Source organism: Stenotrophomonas sp. SRS1, from assembly GCF_026130205.1.
GTDB lineage: Bacteria > Pseudomonadota > Gammaproteobacteria > Xanthomonadales > Xanthomonadaceae > Stenotrophomonas > Stenotrophomonas rhizophila_B.
In genome coordinates, this window is sequence record NZ_JAINFD010000001.1 from 1,224,281 (window position 1) to 1,246,422 (window position 22,142).

Here is a 22,142-nt window from a genome sequence, read left to right on the forward strand (position 1 = left end):
TCTCGACGGCCCGATTACAGCAGCTTGCTGGATGCGATCTGCATCGCCAGCTTCGCGATCGAGGGCTCCATCAGGTCGGTCAGCGGCTTGGGGTACAGGCCCAGGGCAAGGGTGCCCACGGCGAATACACCCAACACCAGCCACTCGCGACCGTTGATGTCCTTCAGTTCGGCGACATGGGCGTTGGCCACCTCACCGAAGAACACGCGCTTGTACAGCCACAGCGTATACGCCGCGGTGATCACCAGGGTGCTCGCCGCGCCGAGTGCCAGCCACGGATTGCGCTGGAAGCTGGCCATGATGATCATGAACTCACCGACGAAACCGCTGGTACCCGGCAGGCCGGCATTGGCCATGAAGAACAGCATGGCGAAGGTGGCGAACCAGGGCATGACGTTGACCACGCCGCCGTAATCGGCGATGCGGCGGCTGTGCATGCGGTCATACAGCACGCCGACGCAGGAGAACATCGCGCCGGACACGAAGCCGTGCGAGACCATCTGCACCATCGCACCCTGCAGGCCCAGGCGGGCCGCATCCGGATTGCCGGCGTCACGCACCAGCCACAGAGCGATGAAGGTACCCAGGGTCACAAAGCCCATGTGCGCGATCGACGAATAGGCGATCAGCTTCTTCATGTCGTCCTGCACCAGGGCGACCAGGCCGACGTAGATCACCGCGATCAGCGACAGCGTGATCACCAGCCATGCCCATTCCTGCGAGGCATCCGGGACGATCGGCAGGTTGAAGCGCAGGAAGCCGTAGCCACCGATCTTCAGCGCGATCGCGGCCAGGATCACCGAACCGGCGGTAGGCGCTTCGACGTGGGCGTCCGGCAGCCAGGTGTGGACCGGGAACATCGGCACCTTGACCGCAAACGCGATCAGGAATGCGAAGAATATCCAGGTCTGTTCCTTGCCCGACAGCTGCAGCTGGTACAGGTCGGCCAGCTGGAAGCTGCCGCCCTTCAGGTACAGGTAGATCAGGGCCACCAGCATCAGCACCGAGCCGAGGAAGGTGTACAGGAAGAACTTCAGCGCGGCGTAGATGCGGCGCGGGCCACCCCAGACACCGATGATCAGGAACATCGGGATCAGCATCGCTTCGAAGAACACGTAGAACAGCATCGCGTCCGTCGCAGCAAAGATGCCGACCGTGACGCCTTCCAGGATCAGGAAGGCGGCCACGTACTGGTTCACGCGCTTGTCGATCGCGCTCCAGGCACCGATCAGGGCCAGCACCGAGACCAGCGTGGTCAGCAGGATCAGCGCGATGGCGATGCCGTCGACGCCCAGGTTGTAGCCGATGTCGTAGGCAGGAATCCAGGCGCGGGTCTCGACGAACTGCAGCGCGTCGTTCCCCACGTCGTAGCCGCTGAGCAGCGACAGGCTGGCCAGGAAGGTCAGCACCGCGACGCCCAGGGACGCCCACCGGGCGGTTTGGGCATCACGGATGGCAAGGATCAAGGCACCGCCGATGATCGGCAGCCAGATGAGAACACTAAGTAGGGGCCAGTTCGACACGTCTTCTTATTCCGTACAGGTCATCAACGCAGGTAATGCATCAGGACGCCCAGAAGGGCAATCAGGCCGATGATCATCGCGAAGGCGTAGTGATAGAGGAAACCGGATTGGGTGCGACGCAGCAGGTTGGCCGCCAGATCGATCAGGCGCGCCGAACCGTTGACCACCACACCATCGACCACATTCGTGTCGATCGCGCGCGAAACCTTGCCGAGCTTGATACCGCCGCCGGCGAAACCGCCGATCCAGAGCTTGTCGAAGCCGTACTTGTTCTCCAGCACCGACACGATCGGCGCGAAGGTCTTGCGGGCCTTGCCGGCCAGTTCCGGCTTCCACAGGTAGAACAGCGCCGCCAGCAGGAAGCCGACCACCGTCAGGATGAAGGCCGGGGCCATCATGCCGTGGATCGCGAAGGCCACCGGGCCGTGGAACTCTTCGGCCAGCGCACCGATGGTGTTGCGCGCCGGGTCGTAGAAATCAACGATGCCGGTGAAGAACGAATGCGTCTGGCCCGGGATGGCCGTCTCGGCGTGGTGGCCGGCCCAGTCGGTGCCATACAGCATCGGACCGATGCTGAAGAAACCGATGACCATCGAGGGGATCGCCAGCAGGATCAGCGGCAGCGTCACCACCCACGGGGTTTCGTGCGGCTCATGCGCGCCATGGCCGTGGCCATGATCGTCATGATGCGCGTCGCCATGGTGGGCATCGGCGGCATGCGCGTCAGCGGCGTGGTGATCGTCATGGCCGTGACCATGGCCATGATCGTCATGCGCATCGCGGAAGCGCTCCTTGCCATGGAAGGTAAGGAACAGCAGGCGGAAGCTGTAGAAGCTGGTCACGACCACGCCACCCAGCACCGCCCAGTACCCGTAGGTCGCCACCCAGCTCGAGGACACATGCGCGTGGTGCTGCGCGGCCTCGATGATGGTGTCCTTGGAGTAGAAGCCGGAGAAGAACGGGGTACCGACCAGGGCCAGCGTACCGATCCACATGGTGATGAAGGTGATCGGCATGTACTTGCGCAGGCCGCCCATCTTGCGCATGTCCTGCTCGTGGTGCATGGCGATGATCACCGAGCCCGCGCCGAGGAACAGCAGCGCCTTGAAGAAGGCGTGGGTCATCAGGTGGAACACGGCCGCCGAATAGGCCGACACACCCAGGGCAACGGTCATGTAACCCAGCTGGGACAGCGTGGAGTACGCGACGACGCGCTTGATGTCGTTCTGCACGATGCCGATCAGGCCGGTGAAGAACGCGGTGGTGGCACCGATGAACAGCACGAAGTTCAGCGCGGTCTGCGACAGCTCGAACAGCGGCGACATGCGGGTGACCATGAAGATGCCCGCAGTGACCATGGTCGCGGCGTGGATCAGGGCCGAGATCGGGGTCGGGCCTTCCATCGAGTCCGGCAGCCAGACGTGCAGCGGCACCTGGGCCGACTTGCCCATCGCACCGATGAACAGGCAGATGCAGATCACGGTGGCGACCGACCAGATCACCGGCTCGCTCATCACCGGGATGGAGGTGCCGAACAGGTTGATCGTGCCCGACCAGATCTGGATCAGCGCATCCGGATGGCCCAGCACCTGGGCATTGGCGAACACGGTGGCGTAATCCAGCGAGCCGAACACCCACAGCACACCGGCGATGCCGAGGATGAAGCCGAAGTCACCGACACGGTTGACCAGGAAGGCCTTCATGTTGGCGAAGATGGCGGTCGGGCGCTTGAACCAGAAGCCGATCAGCAGGTACGAAACCAGGCCCACCGCTTCCCAGCCGAAGAACAGCTGCAGGAAGTTGTTGCTCATCACCAGGGTGAGCATCGAGAAGGTGAACAGCGAGATGTAGCTGAAGAACCGCTGGTAACCCGGGTCATCCTGCATGTAGCCGATGGTGTACACGTGCACCAGGAAGGACACGAAGGTCACCACGACCATCATCATCGCGGTGAGCTTGTCGACCATGAAGCCGACGTGCGCCGAGTACTGACCCACTTCGAAGAACGTATAGAGGTTCTGGTTGAACGGCTGGGCGCCGCCCCACAGCAGCATGTACAGCACATAGCTGGACAGCACGCAGCTGACCGCCACGCCGAGGATGGTGACCGCCTGCGCGCCAGCGCGACCGACCTGACGACCGAACAGGCCGGCGATGATGCTGCCGAACAGCGGTGCGAGCACCACTGCGATCAACAGACTCTTGGAGAGAGTGATTTCCATCTACGGATCAGCCCTTCAGCGAATCGACTTCGCCGACATTGATGGTGCGGCGAGTACGGAACAGGGTTACCAGGATCGCGAGGCCGATGGCGGCCTCGGCCGCGGCCACGGTCAGGATGAAGAAGACGAACAGCTGTCCGGCCGTATCACCCATCTCACGCGAGAACCCGACGAAATTGATGTTGACCGACAGCAGCATCAACTCGATGGACATCAACAGCACGATGATGTTCTTGCGGTTGAGGAAGATGCCGGCAAGGCTGATGCAGAACAGCACCGCACCCAGCGCCAGAATGTGGCCAAGCGTGATCATGGCTGCGCCTCCTCGTTGCTGGACGGCTTGATGTTGGTGTGCACGACCGGCTTCTCCACATCCATCTTGACGATGCGCAGGCGATCGCTGCCCTTGACCATGGTCTGCTCGGACGGGTTCTGGGTCTTCAGACCGGTGCGGCGACGCAGGGTCAGCATCACGGCGGCAACCACGGCCACGGTCAGGATGACGGCGGCGAACTCGAACGGCAGCAGGTACTCGGTGAACAGGCTGCGGGCCAGCCAGGTGATGTTGGAGGTGTCAGCCGCCAGCGCGGCAGCGTTGTCGGCCGGGAACGGATTGACCGCCCTGCCCTTCACGCCGATCAGCACCAGCATCTGCACGAGCATCGTCACCGCCACCACCAGGCCGAGCGGCAGGTAACGCACCCAGCCCTCACGCAGGTTGGAGGGATCGATGTCCAGCATCATCACCACGAACAGGAACAGCACCATGACCGCGCCGACGTAGACCAGCACCAGCGCGACACCGAGGAACTCGGCCCCGACCAGGATCCAGATGCAGGCCACGGAGAAGAAGGTCAGGATCAGGCACAACACGGCATAGACCGGATTGCGCACGCTGATCACCGCCGCAGCGGAAATGCCCGCCACGATGGAGAAGACCCAGAAACTGATATTTACCCAATCCATCATTCGACCTCAGCGGAAAGCGGCATCGGCGGCGCGACGCTCGGCGATCTCGGCTTCAAGCCGATCACCGATGGCCAGCAGCTGCGGCTTGGTAACGATGTTCTCGCCACGGTTCTCGAAGTGGTACTCGAGAATATGGGTCTCGACGATCGAGTCCACCGGGCAGCTTTCTTCACAGAAGCCGCAGAAGATGCACTTGAACAGATCGATGTCGTAACGGGTGGTACGGCGGGTGCCGTCCTCGCGCTTGGCCGAATCGATGGTGATCGCCAGCGCCGGGCACACCGCTTCGCACAGTTTGCATGCGATGCAGCGTTCCTCACCGTTGGGGTAGCGGCGAAGTGCATGCAGACCGCGGAAACGCGGCGACTGCGGGAACTTCTCCATCGGGTACATCATCGTGTACTTCGGCTTGAAGGCGTACTTCAGGGTCAGCCACAGACCACCGAGCAGCTCAAGGAGCAGCAGGCTTTTGAAGTAATGAGTAATTCGGTTCATCGCTTAGACGCCCTTCTGGATCACGCCGTAAAACACCATCAACGCCGTCACTGCAATCCAGAAGATGGTGAGCGGGATGAAGACCTTCCAGCCCAGACGCATGATCTGGTCGTAACGGAAGCGCGGGAAGCTGGCACGGAACCAGATGTAGGAGCTGGCGAAGAAGAAGACCTTCAGCAGCAGCCACGGCCAGCCGCCCTTCCAGATCCAGTCGATCCACGGCGAGATGTCTGCCGTGATCCACCCCTGGAGCGGGCTCAGCCAACCACCGAGGAAGAAGATCGAGATCAGGAAGCTGATCAGGATCATGTTCGCGTATTCGGCCAGGAAGAACAGCGCGAAGGCACCGCCGGAGTATTCGACCATGTGGCCGGCCACGATTTCCGATTCACCTTCCACGACGTCGAACGGCGCGCGGTTGGTTTCGGCAACGCCGGACACCCAGTACACGATGAACAACGGGAACAGCGGCAGCAGGAACCAGTCGAACAGACCGGAGTTGCCCGCCTGCGCCATCACGATGTTGCTCAGATTGAGGCTGCCCGAGGCGATCATCACGCCGACCAGGGCGAAGCCCATCGCGATTTCGTAGCTGATCATCTGCGCCGAGGCGCGCATGGCACCCAGGAACGCGTACTTCGAGTTGGACGCCCAACCGGCCAGGATGATGCCGTACACGCCCAGCGAGGTCATCGCCAGCAGATACAGCAGGCCGGCGTTGGCGTTGGACAGCACAATCTGCGCGTCGAAGGGAATCACCGACCAGGCCGCGAAGGCAGGGCCCAGCGTGATCAGCGGCGCAAGGATGAACATCGCCTTGTGCGAGCTGCTCGGCTGGATGATTTCCTTGAACAGCAGTTTGAAGACGTCGGCGAAGGCCTGGAAGATGCCCATGCCGACATACATCGGGCCATGACGCACGTGCATCCAGCCGATCAGCTTGCGCTCCCAGACCACGTAGAAGGCCACCGAGATGATCACCGGCATGGCGATCACCAGGATCTTCAGGATGATCCAGAGCAGCGCGCCGATATCGCCCAGTGACAGCAGCCACTGGTGCAGCGGGTCGACCGCGTTCAACAGCAATTCGTTCATGCAGCCACCACCGTTACGCGTGCGGCACCCAGCGGTGCGGTTGCACCGTGGCCCGATTCAATCCAGACCGAACCCGCGGCGACGCGGGCGTCGACCACCACCGGCAGGGTGGCGCGGCCGGCATCGGTGCCGACCTTGGCCATCTGGCCTTCCACCAACTGCAGGCGGGCAGCGTCGTCGGCGTTGAGCACGATGCGCGGGGCGGTGTTGAGCGGATGCGACTGCAGTGCCTGGGCGCGACGGACCACCGCATCGGTGCGGTAGATCGCGGCGGTCGAGGTCACTTCCAGGCCCTCACCTGCCACCGGCGTTGCCGCCGAGGACGAGACGGTGACGCTGACCGGTGCCAGGCTGGCGCGCAGGCCGGCCAGGTCGGTGAACTCGAAACCGGCCAACGACAGTTCGCCGCCCAGTGCGCGCAGCACACGCCAGCCTTCACGCGCCTCGCCCGGCAGCTTGCCGCCGGCACGGGCCGACTGCTCGCGACCATCAAGGTTGGTCAGGGTGGCATCCACTTCCGGCAGCGCGCCGATCGGCAGGATCACATCGGCGACATCGCGGGTGGAGGCACAGGCGAACTGGCTGAAGGCCACCACCTGGGCACCGGCCAGTGCCTTGCGGGCAGCGGCGGCGTCGGCGAAGTCCAGGCCCGGCTCGATGCCGTAGATGGCATAGGCCTTGCGCGGCTGGGCCAGCATGGCGTTGACGTCCTTGCCGGCAGGCAGCACGCCGGCGCGGGTCAGACCCACGGCATTGGCGCCCTGCGGGATGCGGCACAGCTTGGCACCGGTTGCAGCGGCGAAATCACGCGCGGCGGCGCGGATCGCGGCAGCCTGCGGGTGGTTTTCAGCGATGCCACCGACGATCAGCACGGCGTTGCTGGCGCCCTTGACCGCATCACGCAGCTCGGCGTTGCCCAGTGCGTCGATGAAGGCCGACGGGGCAACGATCTGCTTGCTGGCCAGCTTGAACGCGAAATCGAAGTCCACCGGGTTGACGGCGTGGATCTTGGCGTTGCGCGTGGTCTGCGCCTTGCGCAGGCGGGCATGCAGCAGCGGCAGCTCGTGGCGGATGTTGCTGCCGAGCACGACGATGCTGTCCGCGCCTTCGATCTCGGCCAGCGGCAGGCCGAAGACTTCGGCGGTGGCGGCGTCGGAGAAGTCGCGGTTGTTGATGCGGTGATCGATGTTCGTGGTGCCCAGGCCGGCGGCGAGACGGGCCAGCAGTGCGCCCTCCTCGTTCGAGGCCGACGGGTGCACCAGCACGCCGAGGTCGTCGCCCTGGTTGGCAGCGAAGATCTCCTTGGCCGCGGCCAGGCCTTCCGCCCAGCTCACTTCCTTCCACTCGCCATTGACCTTGCGCAGCGGCTTGACCGCACGGTCTTCGCTGTACAGGCCCTGGTGCGAATAGCGGTCGCGATCGGACAGCCAGCATTCGTTCACGGCTTCATTGTCGCGCGGCACCGCGCGCAGCACTTCGCCGCGGCGCACGTGCAGGAACAGGTTCGAGCCCATCGCGTCGTGGTAACCCAGCGATTCGCGTGCGGTCAGTTCCCACGGACGGGCGCGGAACTGGAACACCTTGTTGGTCAGCGCACCGACCGGGCAGACGTCAACCACGTTGCCGGACAGCTCGGTGGTCAGCGGCTTGCCGTCGTAGGTGCCGATCTGCAGGTTCTCACCGCGGTACATGCCACCCAGTTCATAGGTACCGGCAACGTCGGCGGTGAAGCGGACGCAGCGGGTGCACTGGATGCAGCGGGTCATTTCGGTGGCGACCAGCGGACCGATGTCCTCGTCGGGCACCACGCGCTTGCGCTCGTTGAAGCGGCTGACCGAACGGCCATAGCCCAGCGAAACGTCCTGCAGCTCACACTCGCCGCCCTGATCGCAGATCGGGCAGTCCAGCGGATGGTTGATCAGCAGGAATTCCATCACCGAGCGCTGGAACTTCAGCGCCTTTTCACTGCGGGTGGCGACCTTCATGCCATCCATGACGGGCGTGGCGCAGGCCGGTGCCGGCTTGGGCGACTTTTCCACGTCGACCAGGCACATGCGGCAGTTGGCGGCGATCGGCAGCTTCTCGTGGTAGCAGAAGCGCGGGATCGGAATGCCCGCCTTGTCGGCGGCCTGGATGATCATCGAGCCCTTGGGCACGACCAGGGACTGGCCGTCGATTTCGACGGTCACATGATCCGGTGGCACGCTCGGGTTTACGGGTTGCGCGCTCATGCGGCGGCTGCCTCCACCTTCTTGCCGTCAACCATCGAATGACCGTTGACGATGTAGTACTCGAATTCGTCCCAGAACTGGCGCAGGAAGCCCTGGATGGGCCATGCCGCCGCTTCACCGAACGCGCAGATGGTGTGACCTTCAATCTGGCCGGCCACCGTCTTCAACTGATGCAGGTCTTCCATCGTGGCCTTGCCGGCGACGATGCGCTCCAGCACGCGGTGCATCCAGCCGGTGCCCTCACGGCACGGGGTGCACTGCCCGCAGGATTCCTTGTGGAAGAACTGGCTGATACGGCAGGCGAACTTGACGCAGCAGACGCTGTCGTCCAGCACCACGATGGCGCCCGACCCCAGACCGGTGCCCAGGGCACGCAGGGTGTCGTAGTCCATCTGCAGGCCCTTGAGCTCTTCGGCCTTCAGCACCGGCATCGAAACGCCGCCCGGGACCGCGCCCTTGAGCGTGCGGCCCGGCTTCAGACCACCGGCCATTTCCAGCAGGTCGTCGAAGGTGGTGCCCAGCGGCACTTCGAAGTTGCCGCCCTTCTGCACGCAACCGGAGACCGAGAAAATCTTCGGACCGCCGTTCTTGGTCAGGCTCAGGCCTGCGAACCATTCCGGGCCGTTGCGAATGATCGCCGGCACCGAGGCATAGGTCTCGGTGTTGTTGATCGTCGACGGCTTGCCGTACAGGCCGAAGTTGGCCGGGAACGGCGGCTTGTAGCGCGGCTGGCCCTTCTTGCCTTCCAGCGATTCCATCAGCGCGGTTTCTTCGCCGCAGATGTACGCGCCGGCACCCAGCGCACCGTAGATGTCGATATCCACGCCGCTGCCGAGGATGTCCTTGCCCAGCCAGCCGTGCGCGTACGCGTCGGCCAGGGCCTGCTCGAAGTTCTCGAACGGCTCGTGGTGGAACTCACCACGCAGATAGTTGTAACCCACGGTCGAGCCGGTGGCGTAGCAGGCGATCGCCATGCCTTCCACGACCGAATGCGGGTTGTAACGCAGGATGTCGCGGTCCTTGCAGGTCCCCGGCTCGGATTCATCCGAGTTGCACAGGATGTACTTCTGCATGGTGCCCTTGGGCATGAAGGACCACTTCAGGCCGGTCGGGAAACCCGCGCCGCCACGGCCGCGCAGGTTGGACTGCTTGACCATCTCGATGACCTGCTCCGGCGAGATCTTCTCTTCGAGGATCTTGCGCAGGGCAGCGTAGCCACCGGTCTTGAGGTAGCTTTCATACGACCACGGAGTGTCGTAATGCAGGGTGGTGTAGACCACCTGGTGCGGCAACGGTGCGGGACCGACCGGACCACTGGGTGCGTGATGATGTGCCATGTCTTACTCCAACCCGTCCAGCAGCTCGTCGACTTTCTCGACGGTCAGGCGCTCGTGGTAATGGCCATTGATGACCATCATCGGCGCACCGGCGCAACCGGCCAGGCATTCTTCTTCGCGCTTGAGGTAGATGCGGCCATCGGCGGTGGACTGACCGGTCTTGCAGCCGAGCTTCTTCTCGGCGTGCGCGACCAGGTCTTCGGCACCGTTCAACCAGCAGCTGATGTTCGTGCAGAAGGCGACGTTGTGGCGGCCGACCTTCTCCAGTTCGAACATCGAGTAGAAGCTGGCGACCTCGTAGGCCCACACCGGCGGGAGATCCAGGTACTTGGCGACGCCGGCGATCAGCTCGTCGGTCAGCCAGCCCGCATTCTGTTCCTGTGCGGCGTGCAGGCCCTGCAGGACAGCCGAGCGCTTGCGATCCGGCGGGAACTTGGCCAGCCAGTGATCGATGTGCGCACGGGTCTTGTCATTCAAGACCACCATCGGGTCGACGTCGCGCGCCGCCTCGAAATTACCTGTCGCCTTCATCGGCCGACCTCAGCGAATACGAAATCGTTAAAAACCAGAACCTGCAGCGCCGGCAGCAGCCGGCGGGTGTCAGGCGTCGTGCAAGCGGATGCGATCACCGGTCCACCTCACCGAACACCAGATCGTAGGTGCCGATCATGGCCACCACGTCGGCGAGCATGTGCCCGCGCACGATCGAGTCGATCGAAGACAGATGGGCGAAGCCCGGCGCGCGCAGATGCACGCGGAACGGCTTGTTGGCACCATCGGACATCAGGTAGCAGCCGAACTCGCCCTTGGGCGCTTCGACGGCGGCGTAGGTTTCACCGGCCGGGACGCAGTAGCCTTCACTGAACAGCTTGAAGTGATGGATCAGCGCTTCCATGTCGTCCTTCATGTCTTCGCGGCTGGGCGGCGCGACCTTGAAGTTCTTGACCATGACCGGACCCGGGTTGGCCTTCAGCCAGGTCACGCACTGCTTGATGATGCGGTTGGATTCGCGCATCTCGGCCACGCGGCACAGGTAACGGTCGTAGCAGTCACCTTCCTTGCCGAGCGGGATGTCGAACTCGACCGCGTCGTACTTGGCATACGGCTGCTTCTTGCGCAGATCCCAGGCAATGCCCGAGCCGCGCAGCATCACGCCGGTCATGCCCCAGGCATGCGCCAGTTCCGGGGTGACCACGCCGATGCCGACCGTACGCTGCTTCCAGATACGGTTGTCGGTCAGCAGGGTTTCGTACTCGTCCACGCGCTTGGGGAACTCGACGGTGAAGTTCTCCAGGAAATCCAGCAGCGAACCTTCGCGCGAGGCGTTGAGGTTCTTCAGGGCCTTGCCCTTGTGCCAGCGCGATTCCTTGTACTTGGGCATGTGGTCCGGCAGGTCGCGGTAGACGCCGCCCGGACGGTAGTACGCCGCGTGCATGCGCGCGCCGGAGACCGCTTCATAGCAGTCCATCAGCTCTTCGCGTTCGCGGAAGGCATACAGCATGACCGCCATCGCGCCCAGATCGAGCGCGTTGGACCCCAACCACATCAGGTGATTCAGGATGCGGGTGATTTCGTCGAACATGGTGCGGATGTACTGCGCACGCTCAGGCGCCTCGATTCCCATCAGGGTCTCGATCGCGCGCACGTAGGCGTGCTCGTTGCACATCATCGACACGTAATCCAGGCGATCCATGTAGCCGATCGACTGGTTGAACGGCTTGGACTCGGCCAGCTTTTCGGTACCACGGTGCAGCAGGCCCACGTGGGGGTCCGCGCGCATGATGGTTTCGCCGTCCATTTCCAGGATCAGGCGCAGCACACCGTGCGCGGCCGGATGCTGCGGGCCGAAGTTCATCGTGTAGTTGCGAATCTCCTGCCGGAGTTCGGCTGGATTGCTCGCAAAGGCCTGGCTGGCCTGGTGGAATTCACTCACTTGCTTGCCTCCGTCTGCGCGCTTTCGCCGGCAGCGGTCTGGAAACGGGCGTCGTCACGGATGACACGCGGCACGCCGACGCGCGGCTCGACCGAGGTCACCGGCTCGTAGATCACGCGCTGCTTCTCTTCGTCGTAGCGCACTTCGACGTTGCCGATCAGCGGGAAATCCTTGCGGAACGGGTGGCCGACGAAACCGTAGTCGGTCAGGATCCGGCGCAGGTCCGGGTGACCTTCGAAGATCACGCCGAACAGATCGAACGCTTCGCGCTCGAACCAGTTCAGGCCCGGCCAGATGTTGGTCAGCGACGCGACCACCGGCAGCTCCTCGTTCGGCGCAAAGCAACGGATGCGCATGGTGAGGTTGTGCTGGTAGGAACGCAGCTGGGTAACCACGGCGAAACGCTGCAGCGGGATCGGCTGCGGCTGGGCGCCATCACTGGTTTCGCGGGTGGGGAATTCACCCCAGGCGAAACGACCGACGGACTTGCCCTCCACGCCACGGCTGAAGCCCTGGGACGACACATCGGCCGTATCCCATTCGTCGCTGCCATAGCCGAGGTAGTCCAGGCCGCACAGGTCAACCGCCTGCTCGAAACCGAATTCGTCGCGCAGCGCCAGAGCGGTGGCATGCCAGTCAGCGGCGGGCACTTCCAGCGTCACTTCGCCGCGGGGTTCGACCACGAAGACCTGCGCACCTGCGAAACGTGCGGAAAGTCGGTCGATGAAGGAATGTGCTTGCTCTGCCATGGGGGCTTGGCGTGCTCTTGTCAGGAGGGATGTCAGCGGGCGATGGTCTGCGTACGCCAGATCTTCTTCTGCAACTGCAGGATCCCGTACACCAGCGCTTCGGCGGTAGGTGGGCAGCCGGGGACATAGATGTCCACCGGCACCACGCGGTCACAGCCACGCACTACTGCATAGGAGTAGTGGTAGTAGCCGCCACCATTGGCGCAGCTGCCCATCGAGATGACCCACTTCGGGTCCGGCATCTGGTCATAGACCTTGCGCAGGGCCGGAGCCATCTTGTTGACCAGGGTGCCGGCCACGATCATCACGTCGGACTGACGCGGCGACGGGCGGAACACCACACCGTAACGGTCAAGATCCAGACGCGCCGCACCGGCGTGCATCATTTCCACTGCACAGCAGGCCAGACCAAAGGTCATTGGCCACATCGAACCGGTACGCGCCCAATTCAACAGCGCATCGACGCTGGTGGTCACGTAGCCCTTTTCGAGCAGGGGGTTGTCGCCTTCGGGGCGCAGGATGTCATCGACCCGCCCTTCCGGGACCGGGTTGTTCATCAGGCCGTCGAGCGTCTGAATTACTCCCATTCCAGCGCTCCCTTCTTCCAGACGTAAATGAAACCGAGGAAAAGCATGCCTACGAAGAGGCCCATCGTGACCAGCGAACGTGCGCCCAGTTCCATGAAGACCTGGGTCCACGGCACGATGAAGATGATTTCCAGATCAAATACGATGAACTGAATCGCGATCAGGTAGTAGCGCACATCGAACTTCATGCGCGCGTCCTCGAAAGCCTCGAAGCCGCATTCGTACGGCGAGAGCTTTTTCAGATCAGGACGTCGGGGACCGAGGAATCGGCCAACCAGCATCAGCGCAACGCCGATACCGGTGGCAACGATCAGAAACAGCAGAGACGGCAAATATTCGGCCAGCACAGCGATTCTCTCTTGCCTCTGCCGCTGCGCCTGCAGGCGCTTTGGCATGGGGGAGTGGACGGATACCGCTACCTGGCGCTTTGCGCGCCAGACGAACCCGCTTACAAACAAATGGTGCCCAAGAGGGGACTCGAACCCCTACGACTCTCGTCGCTACCACCTCAAGGTAGTGCGTCTACCAATTCCGCCACCTGGGCTTACGATCGCACCGGTTGTTCTCCAGTGCGCCGCATATTGTAACCGTCTTCAGCGAGTCTGGGTGCCTTCCGAAGGCTTTTCTTCACCAGATTTCGGAGTTTCCGCCTGAGCCGGCACAGTGGCCGACGGAACAGGCTGCTGCACCGGGGTTTCCGGGGCCTTGGGCACGGCCGGAAGCTCGCCTGCGGGTGCGGCCGGCGCAGTGGCGGCCGGCGCCGACATCAGACCCAGATCCTGCTGTGCCGCCGGGCGCGAGCCATGGCTGGCGTACCAGGCCATGAAGAGGCTGATGCCGAAGAACACCACGGCCAGCCACTTGGTCGACTTGGACAGGAAGTTGGACGCGCCACGCGCGCCGAACACAGTGCCCGAGGCGCCGGCACCGAAACCCGACCCTGCGGCCGCGCCGGAACCACGCTGCATCAGGATGAGCGCGATCATGGCCACTGCGACCAGCACGTAGACCACATTGAGGATCAACATCAGCATTTCGAATCCGTCCTCGGACATGTCGTGCCGGCCGCTGGGCCGACAACGTAACTAATTAGCGCCCCGCCGCCGCGGCAGCGATGGCAAGGAAGTCCGCGGCCACCAAGGAGGCGCCGCCCACCAGCCCACCATCGACATCGGGCTGTGCGAACAGTTCCGCGGCGTTGTCGGGCTTCACGCTGCCGCCATAGAGGATCGACAGTGAATCCGCAATTCTAGCATCGAGCTTGGCCACTTCGCCACGGATGAACGCGTGGACCTGCTGGGCCTGCTCCTTGGAGGCGGTCCGGCCGGTACCGATGGCCCAGACCGGCTCATAGGCGACCACGGCGTGGGCGAAGCCGGCGGCGCCCACCAGCTCCAGCACCGGACCGAGCTGGGCGGCGATGACCGCCTCGGTCTGATCGGCCTCACGCTGCTCGAGGGTTTCGCCCACGCACAGGATGGGGGTCAGGCCGGCATGCAGGGCGGCGGCGAACTTGCGGGCGACCAGTTCACTGCTTTCGGCGTGGTACTGGCGGCGTTCGGAGTGGCCGACCAGGCCGTAGCGGGCACCGACTTCAGCCAGCATGGTGGCAGACACTTCGCCGGTGTAGGCGCCCTTTTCGTTGCTGCTGACGTCCTGGGAGCCGAAGGCGACGGCGCGCCCTTCGAAGGCTTCGACCAGTTCGCCCAGATACGGGAGCGGCGGCAGGACCACGACTTCGACGCCCTGCAGTGGGAGGTCGGCAACCAGGTCACTGACCAGGTCGGTGGCGAATTGGCGGCTGCCGTGCAGCTTCCAGTTACCGGCGACGATCTTGCGGCGCATGGCGGGGGCTCCTTTGGGTATCAGCCGGCCATGATAACGGATGCAACGAATTGGCGTTGGCGGGAAAACGCTTACATTTCAATTGGATATTTATTTTTCGTTGCGGCCCCAAGTCAAAAGCGAGGGCGACGGGGCCGGTGGACGTGCCCGGACTGGGCGGGCGTGGGTGGGTTGGCGGGACACGCCGTGAACCCGTCCATGGGGGCTCGAGATGCGCCATCCATGGCGCATAACGGTCCCGCCAACCCACCCACGCCCACCCTCTGACAGTGTGTCGGCTTGCATGGGACAGCTACAAAGCGCCGGATCGGATTTGAGGCTGCCCTGCCCTCCGCCGAGGCAATCTGTCGGGGGCGAGCGCTGCCGTGCCCAGCCGGGACCGTCGGGCGCCATGGATGGCGCCCGTCGAGCCCCCAGGGACGGGTTTACGGCGCGTCCCGGCTGGGCATGGCAGTGCTCGCCCAGCACGGGGCAGCGAATAGCCGAATGCAGCCGGGCCAGCATTGTCTGGAGCCGGCCAGCGGCCGGCACTACGCCGAATGAAGAAGGCCGCCTTTCGGCGGCCTTCGTGGCTTACTTCAGCTTGATCTCGCGCAGGCGCTCTTCGAGGAAGCCGTGGGCGGTGATCGGCTCCGGGTAGCGGCTCGGGTTTTCCGGGGTGATGCAGGTCGGCAGCACGTCGATCAGGAAATCCGGGTTCGGGTGCAGGAAGAACGGCACCGAATAACGGGGCTGGCGCGCCTGCTCGCCCGGGGGATTGACCACACGGTGGATCGTCGACGGGTACACGTGGTTGGTCAGGCGCTGCAGCATGTCGCCGATGTTGACCACGATGGTGTCCGCGTCCGAGGTGAACGGTACCCACTTGCCTTCATGCGACTGCACTTCCAGGCCGGCCGCGCTGGCGCCGACCAGCAGCGTGATGAAGTTGATGTCGCCATGGGCACCGGCGCGCACGTTCGGGATGTTGTCCGCGGTGATCGGCGGGTAATGGATCGGACGCAGGATCGAGTTGCCGTTATTGGTCTTGTCCGCGAAGAAATCTTCCGGCAGGCCAATGTGCAGGGCCAGGGCCGACAGGACGCGCGAACCCAGCGTGTCCAGGGCCTGGTAGATGCCGTAGCCACGCTCACGGAAGCCCGGGACCTCGCTCGGCCACAGGTTCGGGGCCATCACGTCACGGTATTTGGAGTCGTCCGGAATCTCGCGACCGATGTGCCAGAACTCCTTCAGATCGAAGTGCTGCGAGCCCTTGGCCGTCTCCACGCCGAAGGCGGTGTAGCCGCGTGCGCCGCCGCTGCCGGGCACGTGGTACTGGCGCTTGGTCTCTTCCGGCAGCGCGAAGAAGGCCTTGAAGACCTCATAGGCGGCGTCGATGTCAGCCTGCGGGATGCCGTGGTTGCGGATGCCAGCAAAGCCCCATTCGCGGTAGGCCGCACCCAGCTCGGCCACGAACGCGTCGCGGTCGGTGTCAAAACGGGTGATGTCGAGGGTGGGGATCTGGCTCACAGCGATTCCTGCTTGTTCATGTGGTCGGTGGGCCAGCTGTGGCCCGGCTGAACATTGTGCCAGATCAGGCCAACCCCGCCACCGATACATTGATACAAACCGATACAATGCGCGCGCCCAGACGGCCAGAACGGGCCACCGGCGACGCCCAGGCGACGCCCCCATTACTCCTTGCGTCGCCCGATCCGCCTCATGGATGCCCCTGTTCTCCCCCTCATCGCCGATGGCGTTGTGCCGGCTCACGCCGGCAATGGCGAGACCGTGCCCGGCCGCCCGAACTACCCCAAACCCACGGCACTGCACAGCGCATCGGATGCGCTGGCGCGACCCGCAGGCAACAACGACAGCCGCTCGCGCAGTGCGGGCGCTTTTTTACACATGGATCGTCCAACGATGAACGCGCCACTGAAAATTCTCCATACGGAAGCCGCCAAGGGTTTTGGTGGGCAGGAGATTTACATCTACCGCCACATGCTGGCCATGCGCGACCGCGGCCACGAGGTCTCCCTGCTCTGCCAGCCCGGCGCCCGCCTGGGCGAGATGGCGCGCGAAGCCGGCTTCACCGTCCACGCGCTGAAAATGGGCGGCCTGTTGCGCATGCTGCGCGGCATCTGGTCGGTCTCGCGCCTGGTGCGGCGCCATGGCTACGATGTGGTCAATACCACCAGCCGCCGCGACAGCCTGATCGCCGCCGCCGGTGCCCGGCTGGGCGGGACCCCGCTGGTGGTGCGCTCGCGCCATCTGATGAGCCCGATCAACTCGCTGCTGACCTATACCGGCCTGCCCCATCGGGTGATGACCGTCAGCAGCTTCGTCAAGAGGCTGATGGTCAGCCGCGGCATCGAGGAGGCACACGTCGGCATCGTCCCACCGATCGCGGTGCCGCCGCAGTGGTCGCAGATCGCCAAGCGCGACCCCTGGCAGTGCCTGCAGGACACCCGCGCGGACGTGCGCGCGGAGCTGGGCTTCGATGACGAACAGATCGTGGTCGGCTGCGTCGCCGTCCTGCGCGAGCCCAAGGGTCACCTGGAACTGCTGCAGGCGATGGCACCGCTGTGCCGCGCCAACCCGCGCGTCCAGCTGGTGATCGTCGGCGACGGGCAGCCGGTGATGGATCGCCTGATCGGACTTCGCGAGCAGCTCGGCATTGCCGCACAGGTGCATCTGCTGGGCTACCGCCAGGGTGCTTGCCGGCTGATGACCGGCTTCGATATCTTCGCGCTCGCCACGCACAAGGAAGCCGCTGGCACGGTGTTCCTGGAAGCGGCCTATGTCGGCGTGCCGATCGTCGCCACGCGCGTCGGTGGCGTGCCGGAAATGGTGGTGGAAGGCAGCAATGCCCTGCTCGCACCACTGGGCGATCAGACTGCGTTGACCAACGCACTGCGCACCCTGATCGAGCAGCCTGACCGCCGCCAGCAGATGGGCCTGGCCGGCTGGGAATGGATGCGCAGCGCACACCGCTTCACCCCGACCGGTCACACTGAAGCGACCGAATTCTATTATCACCAGTGGTTGAAGGAACTGGGCCATGGCCACCGCTAGATCCGTCCCGGTGCTGATGCACCACCACGTCTCGCCGTCTCCCGGAATGATCACGGTGTCGCCGGCGAACTTCGAAAGCCAGATCGCCTGGCTCGCCGCCAACGGCTGGACCTCGCTGACGCTGGATCAGTATGCGGATTTCCTGGCGGGCAAGCCGACGCCGGCCAAATCGATCGTGATCACCTTCGATGACGGCTATCTGGACAACTGGGTGTACGCGCACCCGATCCTGGCCAAGTACGGGATGCACGCGGTGGTGTTCGTGGTCACCGGCTGGATGGGCGAAGGCGATGTCCGCGCGCATGCGGGCCAGCCCGGTGCCGCCCTGCCCGCGACGCCGGACCATCGCGGCTGCGAGGCGGCGATCCTGCGCGAGAACCGCCCGGACGAGGTGATGATGCGCTGGAGCGAGGCGCGCGCGATGATCGCCGCCGGCACCTTCGAGGTGCACTGCCACACGCACACGCATACGCGCTGGCTCAAGCAGGACATCTCCCGCGAGCACAAGCGCCAGGGCATCAGCGGCGACCTCTCGGTGGCGCGCGACGTGCTGCAGCAGCAGTTGGGTGAAGTCTCGGACACGCTGTGCTGGCCCTACGGGGATTTCGACGAGGACTACGTGCAGATCGCACGGGCCAACGGCTTCAAGTACCTGCATACCACCCATCCGTTCGGCCGCAACGTGGTCGGGGGCGACCCGGAACACATCTACCGGTTCGCGATCCGCGACCGCCCGGCCAGCTGGCTGCGCAAGCGCATCGCCTACAGCTACCACCCGCTGATCGCGCCGCTGTTCAACCGCTTCAAGGCAAAGAAAAAGAAGATGGTGGCAGGGCCGTAACGGACTCCCGCGCTGCAACGAAAACGCCCCGGTTCCCCGGGGCGTTTTCAGTTTCCGGCCTCACTACCCGGCTCAGGCCGCGGCAGCCGCCCTCACCGCCGCCGAGAGGCTGTCCAGCGTGGACTGCATCAGCTCGGCGCTGTCCGCCTCGACGGTGACACGTACCACCGGCTCAGTGCCCGACGGGCGCAGGAACGCACGACCGCGCCCCTTCACTGCCTGCTGCGCAACCGCCAGCGCGGCCTGCACGCTCCCGGCCTGCACGGTGGCCTTGGCCGCGCCCTGCAGGCGCACGTTGACGGTCTTCTGCGGCACCTTGTTGAGCACCGACAGCACCTGGCGCAGGGAGGTGCCATCACGGCGCAGCACTTCCAGCACCTGCAGCGCACTGACGATCGCATCACCGGTGGTGGCGCGATCCAGGCACAGCAGGTGGCCGGAGGCTTCGCCGCCGAGCACGCCGTTGTTTTCGACCAGGGCCTGATGCACGTAGCGGTCGCCGACGTTGCTGCGCTGGAACGGAATGTTCAGCCGCTCCAGCGCCTGCTCCAGGCCGAAGTTGGTCATCAGCGTACCGACCACCGGGCCATGCAGGCGACCGCTGCGCTGCCAGGCCTGGGCCAGCACGAACAGCAGGTCATCGCCATCGACCGGATTGCCCTGGTCATCGGCCATCAGCACGCGGTCGCCATCACCGTCGAAGGCGATACCGAAATCGGCACCGACCTCGCGTACTTTCGCCGCGAGATTGTCGATGTGCATCGAGCCGACGCCATCGTTGATGTTCAGACCGTTGGGCGCATCGCCGATGCTGATCACCTCCGCGCCCATCTCGCGGAACAGCAGCGGGGCGACGTGGTAGGTGGCGCCGTGCGCGCAGTCGAGCACGATCTTCAGCCCACGCAGATCGAACCCGCGCGGCACGCTGGCCTTGCAGAATTCGATGTAGCGACCGACCGCATCGCGGGCGCGCATGGCCTTGCCCAGCCGCTCGGACTCGACCGTGGTGAACGGCGCATCGAGCGCGGCTTCCAGCGCCAGCTCGGTGGCGTCATCGAGCTTCTCGCCATCGGCGGAGAAGAACTTGATGCCGTTGTCGTAGTGCGGGTTGTGCGAGGCGCTGATGACGATGCCCGCATCCGCACCGAGCGTGCGGGTGAGGAAGGCCACCGCCGGCGTCGGCATCGGGCCGAGCAGCTGCACATCGGCGCCGGCGGCGACCAGCCCGGCTTCCAGTGCGGCTTCGAACATGTAGCCGGAGATACGGGTGTCCTTGCCGATCACCACCACCGGGCGGTGCCCGTTGCGCTCGGTCAGCGCACGCCCGAGCGCATTGCCCAGGCGCAGCACGAAATCGGCGGAGATGACGCCCTCACCGACCTTGCCGCGGATGCCGTCGGTGCCGAAATACTTGCGCGACGCCATCAGGCCGCCGCATCCGGTGCGGGTGCGGGCTGACGCGCCAGCATGGCGAGGATTTCCGACAGGCGGTCGCGCATCTCGCGGCGGTCGCAGATCTGATCGATCGCACCGTGCTCGAGCAGGAACTCCGAACGCTGGAAGCCTTCGGGCAGCTTTTCGCGCACGGTCTGCTCGATCACGCGCGGGCCAGCGAAGCCGATCAGTGCCTGCGGCTCGGCGATGTTGATATCGCCCAGCATCGCGAACGAGGCCGACACGCCGCCGGTGGTCGGATGGGTCAGCACCGAGATGTACGGCAGGCCGGCATCGCGCAGGCGACCCAGCGCGGCCGAGGTCTTGGCCATCTGCATCAGTGAGAACAGGCCTTCCTGCATGCGCGCGCCGCCACTGGCGGAGAAGCACACGTAGGGCGCGCCGATCTCCAGCGCTTTTTCCGCGGCCAGCGAGAAACGCTCACCGACCACCGAGCCCATCGAGCCGCCCATGAAGGCGAAATCGAAGGCCGAGGCGACCAGCGGGCGGCCCTTCATCAGGCCCTGCATGGCGATCAGTGCGTCGTACTCGCCGGTGTTTTTCTGCGAGGCCTTGATGCGCTCGCTGTACTTCTTCTGGTCCTTGAACTTGAGCAGGTCCGTCGGCCCCAGGCGCGCACCGATCTCGGTGGTGCTGTCCGCATCGAACAGCGCGGCCAGGCGCGCACGCGCGCGGATGGCCATGTGGTGGCCACACTTGGGGCAGACTTCCAGGTTCTCTTCCAGCTCAGGACGGTAGAGCGCGCTGCCGCAGCTGCTGCACTTCTCCCACAGGCCCTCGGGGACGCTGCGCTTCTTGCTGGGGACGTTGTCGGTGCGGATGCCAGACGGCATCAACTTGCTGAGCCAACTCATGCGGGATGCTACTTCCGTTCAGGGCGGCCCGGGGGCCGCAAAGGCGGACAGTCTAGCTCACCGTTTCCATGCTCGGGCACCCCCCGGCGGTTGCCGGGGGGCTGGCGTAAACCATTCTGGTACGTACGTTTAGGAGCCTCGGGCGGCGTCGAGCGCGCGTCGCAGCGGCGTGAGGAATGCCTGCGCGGTTGCTGCGGCGGCCGCCGCGTCGGGCGCCTCACCCAGTGCAGCCACCAGCGCACTGCCCACCACCACGCCATCGGCCTCCACGGCCATGGCCGCGGCACTGGCCGCATCCTTGATCCCGAAGCCGGCCACCACCGGTACGCTGGAGCGGCGGCGCAGGTCGCGCAGGCGGGCACCGGCGGCACTGCTGTCCAGGCGATCGGATGCGCCGGTCACGCCGGCGAAGCTGACGTAATACAGGTAGCCCTGCGCCATCGCGGACAGCGTATCCAGTCGCGCATCAGCGGTCGTCGGCGAGGCCAGCAGGATCAACGCCAGGCCGGCCGCGGTGAAGATCTCACGGGTTTCGGCCGCTTCTTCCGGCGGCAGATCGACCAGCAGGATGCCGTCCACGCCCGCGGCAATGGCGGACTGTGCGAAGCGGGCCGTGCCATGGATCTCGATCGGGTTGAGGTAGCCCATCAGCACCACCGGCGTGGTGGCATCGTCCTTGCGGAAGGCCGCGACGGTCTCCAGCACATAGCGCAGCCCTGCCCCACGCGCCAGCGCACGCTCGGAGCTGCGCTGGATGGTCGGGCCGTCGGCCATCGGGTCGGAGAACGGCACCCCGAGCTCGATCACGTCCGCGCCGGCCGCGGCCAGTGCATGCATGACCGGCACGGTGGCCTCCAGGCCCGGATCGCCGGCGGTGATGAAGGGGATCAGCGCCTTGCGACGTTCATCGCGCAGGCGGGCAAAACAGGCATCGATACGGTCCACGGACATC

Annotated in this window: 21 protein-coding genes and 1 tRNA gene; 2 read left to right on the top strand and 20 right to left on the bottom strand. The window is 64.8% G+C overall.

Features of this window, described 5'->3' with window-relative positions; translation table 11 throughout:
- Positions 1-14: 14 nt before the first annotated feature.
- The 17 genes from K4043_RS05410 to K4043_RS05490 form a co-directional block, all read right to left on the bottom strand.
- Entirely contained in the window at positions 15-1,523 is a 1,509-nt protein-coding gene (locus tag K4043_RS05410; RefSeq protein ID WP_123730639.1) for an NADH-quinone oxidoreductase subunit M, read from the bottom strand.
- Between the two features lie 23 nt (positions 1,524-1,546).
- Positions 1,547-3,745, bottom strand: a complete 2,199-nt coding sequence (gene nuoL, locus K4043_RS05415) for an NADH-quinone oxidoreductase subunit L (RefSeq protein ID WP_265308459.1) — start codon at positions 3,743-3,745, stop codon at positions 1,547-1,549.
- A gap of 7 nt (positions 3,746-3,752) precedes the next feature.
- Positions 3,753-4,058: an NADH-quinone oxidoreductase subunit NuoK gene (gene nuoK / locus K4043_RS05420; RefSeq protein ID WP_019182685.1), complete on the bottom strand. Its 306-nt coding sequence runs from the start codon at positions 4,056-4,058 to the stop codon at positions 3,753-3,755.
- Positions 4,055-4,711 (bottom strand): NADH-quinone oxidoreductase subunit J, encoded by a 657-nt coding sequence (locus K4043_RS05425; protein ID WP_121041162.1) that lies wholly within the window; start codon positions 4,709-4,711, stop codon positions 4,055-4,057. The genes nuoK and K4043_RS05425 overlap by 4 nt, the downstream gene beginning before the upstream one ends.
- Positions 4,712-4,720: 9 nt before the next feature.
- The gene (gene nuoI, locus K4043_RS05430; RefSeq protein WP_121038409.1) at positions 4,721-5,209 is read right to left on the bottom strand and encodes an NADH-quinone oxidoreductase subunit NuoI; all 489 of its coding nucleotides are present in this window, start codon (positions 5,207-5,209) and stop codon (positions 4,721-4,723) included.
- A gap of 3 nt (positions 5,210-5,212) precedes the next feature.
- Entirely contained in the window at positions 5,213-6,304 is a 1,092-nt protein-coding gene (nuoH, locus tag K4043_RS05435; RefSeq protein ID WP_102788058.1) for an NADH-quinone oxidoreductase subunit NuoH, read from the bottom strand.
- The gene (gene nuoG / locus K4043_RS05440; RefSeq protein WP_265308461.1) at positions 6,301-8,535 is read right to left on the bottom strand and encodes an NADH-quinone oxidoreductase subunit NuoG; all 2,235 of its coding nucleotides are present in this window, start codon (positions 8,533-8,535) and stop codon (positions 6,301-6,303) included. Before nuoG ends, nuoH begins: the two co-directional genes overlap by 4 nt.
- Entirely contained in the window at positions 8,532-9,872 is a 1,341-nt protein-coding gene (nuoF, locus tag K4043_RS05445) for an NADH-quinone oxidoreductase subunit NuoF (RefSeq protein WP_265308462.1), read from the bottom strand. Before nuoF ends, nuoG begins: the two co-directional genes overlap by 4 nt.
- Before the next feature lie 3 nt (positions 9,873-9,875).
- Positions 9,876-10,403 (bottom strand): NADH-quinone oxidoreductase subunit NuoE, encoded by a 528-nt coding sequence (nuoE, locus tag K4043_RS05450; protein WP_121038421.1) that lies wholly within the window; start codon positions 10,401-10,403, stop codon positions 9,876-9,878.
- A gap of 94 nt (positions 10,404-10,497) precedes the next feature.
- Positions 10,498-11,805, bottom strand: coding sequence for an NADH-quinone oxidoreductase subunit D (locus K4043_RS05455; RefSeq protein WP_121038424.1), 1,308 nt, complete (start codon positions 11,803-11,805; stop codon positions 10,498-10,500).
- Positions 11,802-12,554, bottom strand: a complete 753-nt coding sequence (locus K4043_RS05460) for an NADH-quinone oxidoreductase subunit C (RefSeq protein ID WP_121038427.1) — start codon at positions 12,552-12,554, stop codon at positions 11,802-11,804. Before K4043_RS05460 ends, K4043_RS05455 begins: the two co-directional genes overlap by 4 nt.
- A 32-nt stretch (positions 12,555-12,586) precedes the next feature.
- Complete coding sequence (locus K4043_RS05465; protein WP_019182677.1) at positions 12,587-13,141, bottom strand: NADH-quinone oxidoreductase subunit B; 555 nt, start codon at positions 13,139-13,141, stop codon at positions 12,587-12,589.
- Positions 13,132-13,488, bottom strand: coding sequence for an NADH-quinone oxidoreductase subunit A (locus tag K4043_RS05470; RefSeq protein ID WP_026069699.1), 357 nt, complete (start codon positions 13,486-13,488; stop codon positions 13,132-13,134). The genes K4043_RS05465 and K4043_RS05470 overlap by 10 nt, the downstream gene beginning before the upstream one ends.
- 112 nt (positions 13,489-13,600) lie before the next feature.
- A tRNA-Leu gene (locus K4043_RS05475) sits at positions 13,601-13,685 on the bottom strand.
- A 49-nt stretch (positions 13,686-13,734) separates the two neighbouring features.
- Complete coding sequence (gene secG / locus K4043_RS05480; RefSeq protein WP_123730889.1) at positions 13,735-14,175, bottom strand: preprotein translocase subunit SecG; 441 nt, start codon at positions 14,173-14,175, stop codon at positions 13,735-13,737.
- Between the two features lie 55 nt (positions 14,176-14,230).
- The gene (gene tpiA, locus K4043_RS05485; RefSeq protein ID WP_265308464.1) at positions 14,231-14,986 is read right to left on the bottom strand and encodes a triose-phosphate isomerase; all 756 of its coding nucleotides are present in this window, start codon (positions 14,984-14,986) and stop codon (positions 14,231-14,233) included.
- A 573-nt stretch (positions 14,987-15,559) separates the two neighbouring features.
- Positions 15,560-16,495, bottom strand: coding sequence for a 2-oxoglutarate and iron-dependent oxygenase domain-containing protein (locus K4043_RS05490; RefSeq protein ID WP_123730634.1), 936 nt, complete (start codon positions 16,493-16,495; stop codon positions 15,560-15,562).
- Positions 16,496-16,888: 393 nt separating this feature from the next.
- On the opposite strand from K4043_RS05490, the gene K4043_RS05495 reads away from it, so the two are divergent.
- Together K4043_RS05495 and K4043_RS05500 are read left to right on the top strand one after the other, a co-directional pair.
- The gene (locus tag K4043_RS05495) at positions 16,889-18,040 is read left to right on the top strand and encodes a glycosyltransferase family 4 protein (protein ID WP_123730633.1); all 1,152 of its coding nucleotides are present in this window, start codon (positions 16,889-16,891) and stop codon (positions 18,038-18,040) included.
- Positions 18,027-18,881 (top strand): polysaccharide deacetylase family protein, encoded by an 855-nt coding sequence (locus K4043_RS05500; protein ID WP_123730632.1) that lies wholly within the window; start codon positions 18,027-18,029, stop codon positions 18,879-18,881. Before K4043_RS05495 ends, K4043_RS05500 begins: the two co-directional genes overlap by 14 nt.
- A gap of 72 nt (positions 18,882-18,953) precedes the next feature.
- On the opposite strand, the gene glmM is transcribed toward K4043_RS05500, so the two are convergent.
- From glmM to trpA, 3 genes are all read right to left on the bottom strand, one after another.
- Entirely contained in the window at positions 18,954-20,306 is a 1,353-nt protein-coding gene (gene glmM, locus K4043_RS05505) for a phosphoglucosamine mutase (protein ID WP_265308466.1), read from the bottom strand.
- The gene (accD, locus tag K4043_RS05510) at positions 20,306-21,190 is read right to left on the bottom strand and encodes an acetyl-CoA carboxylase, carboxyltransferase subunit beta (protein ID WP_019182669.1); all 885 of its coding nucleotides are present in this window, start codon (positions 21,188-21,190) and stop codon (positions 20,306-20,308) included. Before accD ends, glmM begins: the two co-directional genes overlap by 1 nt.
- 129 nt (positions 21,191-21,319) lie before the next feature.
- Complete coding sequence (trpA, locus tag K4043_RS05515) at positions 21,320-22,141, bottom strand: tryptophan synthase subunit alpha (RefSeq protein ID WP_265308468.1); 822 nt, start codon at positions 22,139-22,141, stop codon at positions 21,320-21,322.
- Position 22,142: the final 1 nt, after the last annotated feature.

Excerpts from the sequence above, each read along its gene's own strand:
- nuoL (WP_265308459.1), bottom strand. The coding sequence starts at position 3,745 with ATGGAAATCACTCTCTCCAAGAGTCTGTTGATCGCAGTGGTGCTCGCA.
- nuoK (WP_019182685.1), bottom strand. The coding sequence starts at position 4,058 with ATGATCACGCTTGGCCACATTCTGGCGCTGGGTGCGGTGCTGTTCTGC.
- K4043_RS05425 (WP_121041162.1), bottom strand. The coding sequence starts at position 4,711 with ATGGATTGGGTAAATATCAGTTTCTGGGTCTTCTCCATCGTGGCGGGC.
- nuoI (WP_121038409.1), bottom strand. The coding sequence starts at position 5,209 with ATGAACCGAATTACTCATTACTTCAAAAGCCTGCTGCTCCTTGAGCTG.
- nuoH (WP_102788058.1), bottom strand. The coding sequence starts at position 6,304 with ATGAACGAATTGCTGTTGAACGCGGTCGACCCGCTGCACCAGTGGCTG.
- nuoG (WP_265308461.1), bottom strand. The coding sequence starts at position 8,535 with ATGAGCGCGCAACCCGTAAACCCGAGCGTGCCACCGGATCATGTGACC.
- nuoF (WP_265308462.1), bottom strand. The coding sequence starts at position 9,872 with ATGGCACATCATCACGCACCCAGTGGTCCGGTCGGTCCCGCACCGTTG.
- nuoE (WP_121038421.1), bottom strand. The coding sequence starts at position 10,403 with ATGAAGGCGACAGGTAATTTCGAGGCGGCGCGCGACGTCGACCCGATG.
- K4043_RS05460 (WP_121038427.1), bottom strand. The coding sequence starts at position 12,554 with ATGGCAGAGCAAGCACATTCCTTCATCGACCGACTTTCCGCACGTTTC.
- K4043_RS05465 (WP_019182677.1), bottom strand. The coding sequence starts at position 13,141 with ATGGGAGTAATTCAGACGCTCGACGGCCTGATGAACAACCCGGTCCCG.
- secG (WP_123730889.1), bottom strand. The coding sequence starts at position 14,175 with ATGCTGATGTTGATCCTCAATGTGGTCTACGTGCTGGTCGCAGTGGCC.
- tpiA (WP_265308464.1), bottom strand. The coding sequence starts at position 14,986 with ATGCGCCGCAAGATCGTCGCCGGTAACTGGAAGCTGCACGGCAGCCGC.
- K4043_RS05495 (WP_123730633.1), top strand. The coding sequence starts at position 16,889 with ATGAACGCGCCACTGAAAATTCTCCATACGGAAGCCGCCAAGGGTTTT.
- K4043_RS05500 (WP_123730632.1), top strand. The coding sequence starts at position 18,027 with ATGGCCACCGCTAGATCCGTCCCGGTGCTGATGCACCACCACGTCTCG.
- glmM (WP_265308466.1), bottom strand. The coding sequence starts at position 20,306 with ATGGCGTCGCGCAAGTATTTCGGCACCGACGGCATCCGCGGCAAGGTC.
- accD (WP_019182669.1), bottom strand. The coding sequence starts at position 21,190 with ATGAGTTGGCTCAGCAAGTTGATGCCGTCTGGCATCCGCACCGACAAC.
- trpA (WP_265308468.1), bottom strand. The coding sequence starts at position 22,141 with ATGTCCGTGGACCGTATCGATGCCTGTTTTGCCCGCCTGCGCGATGAA.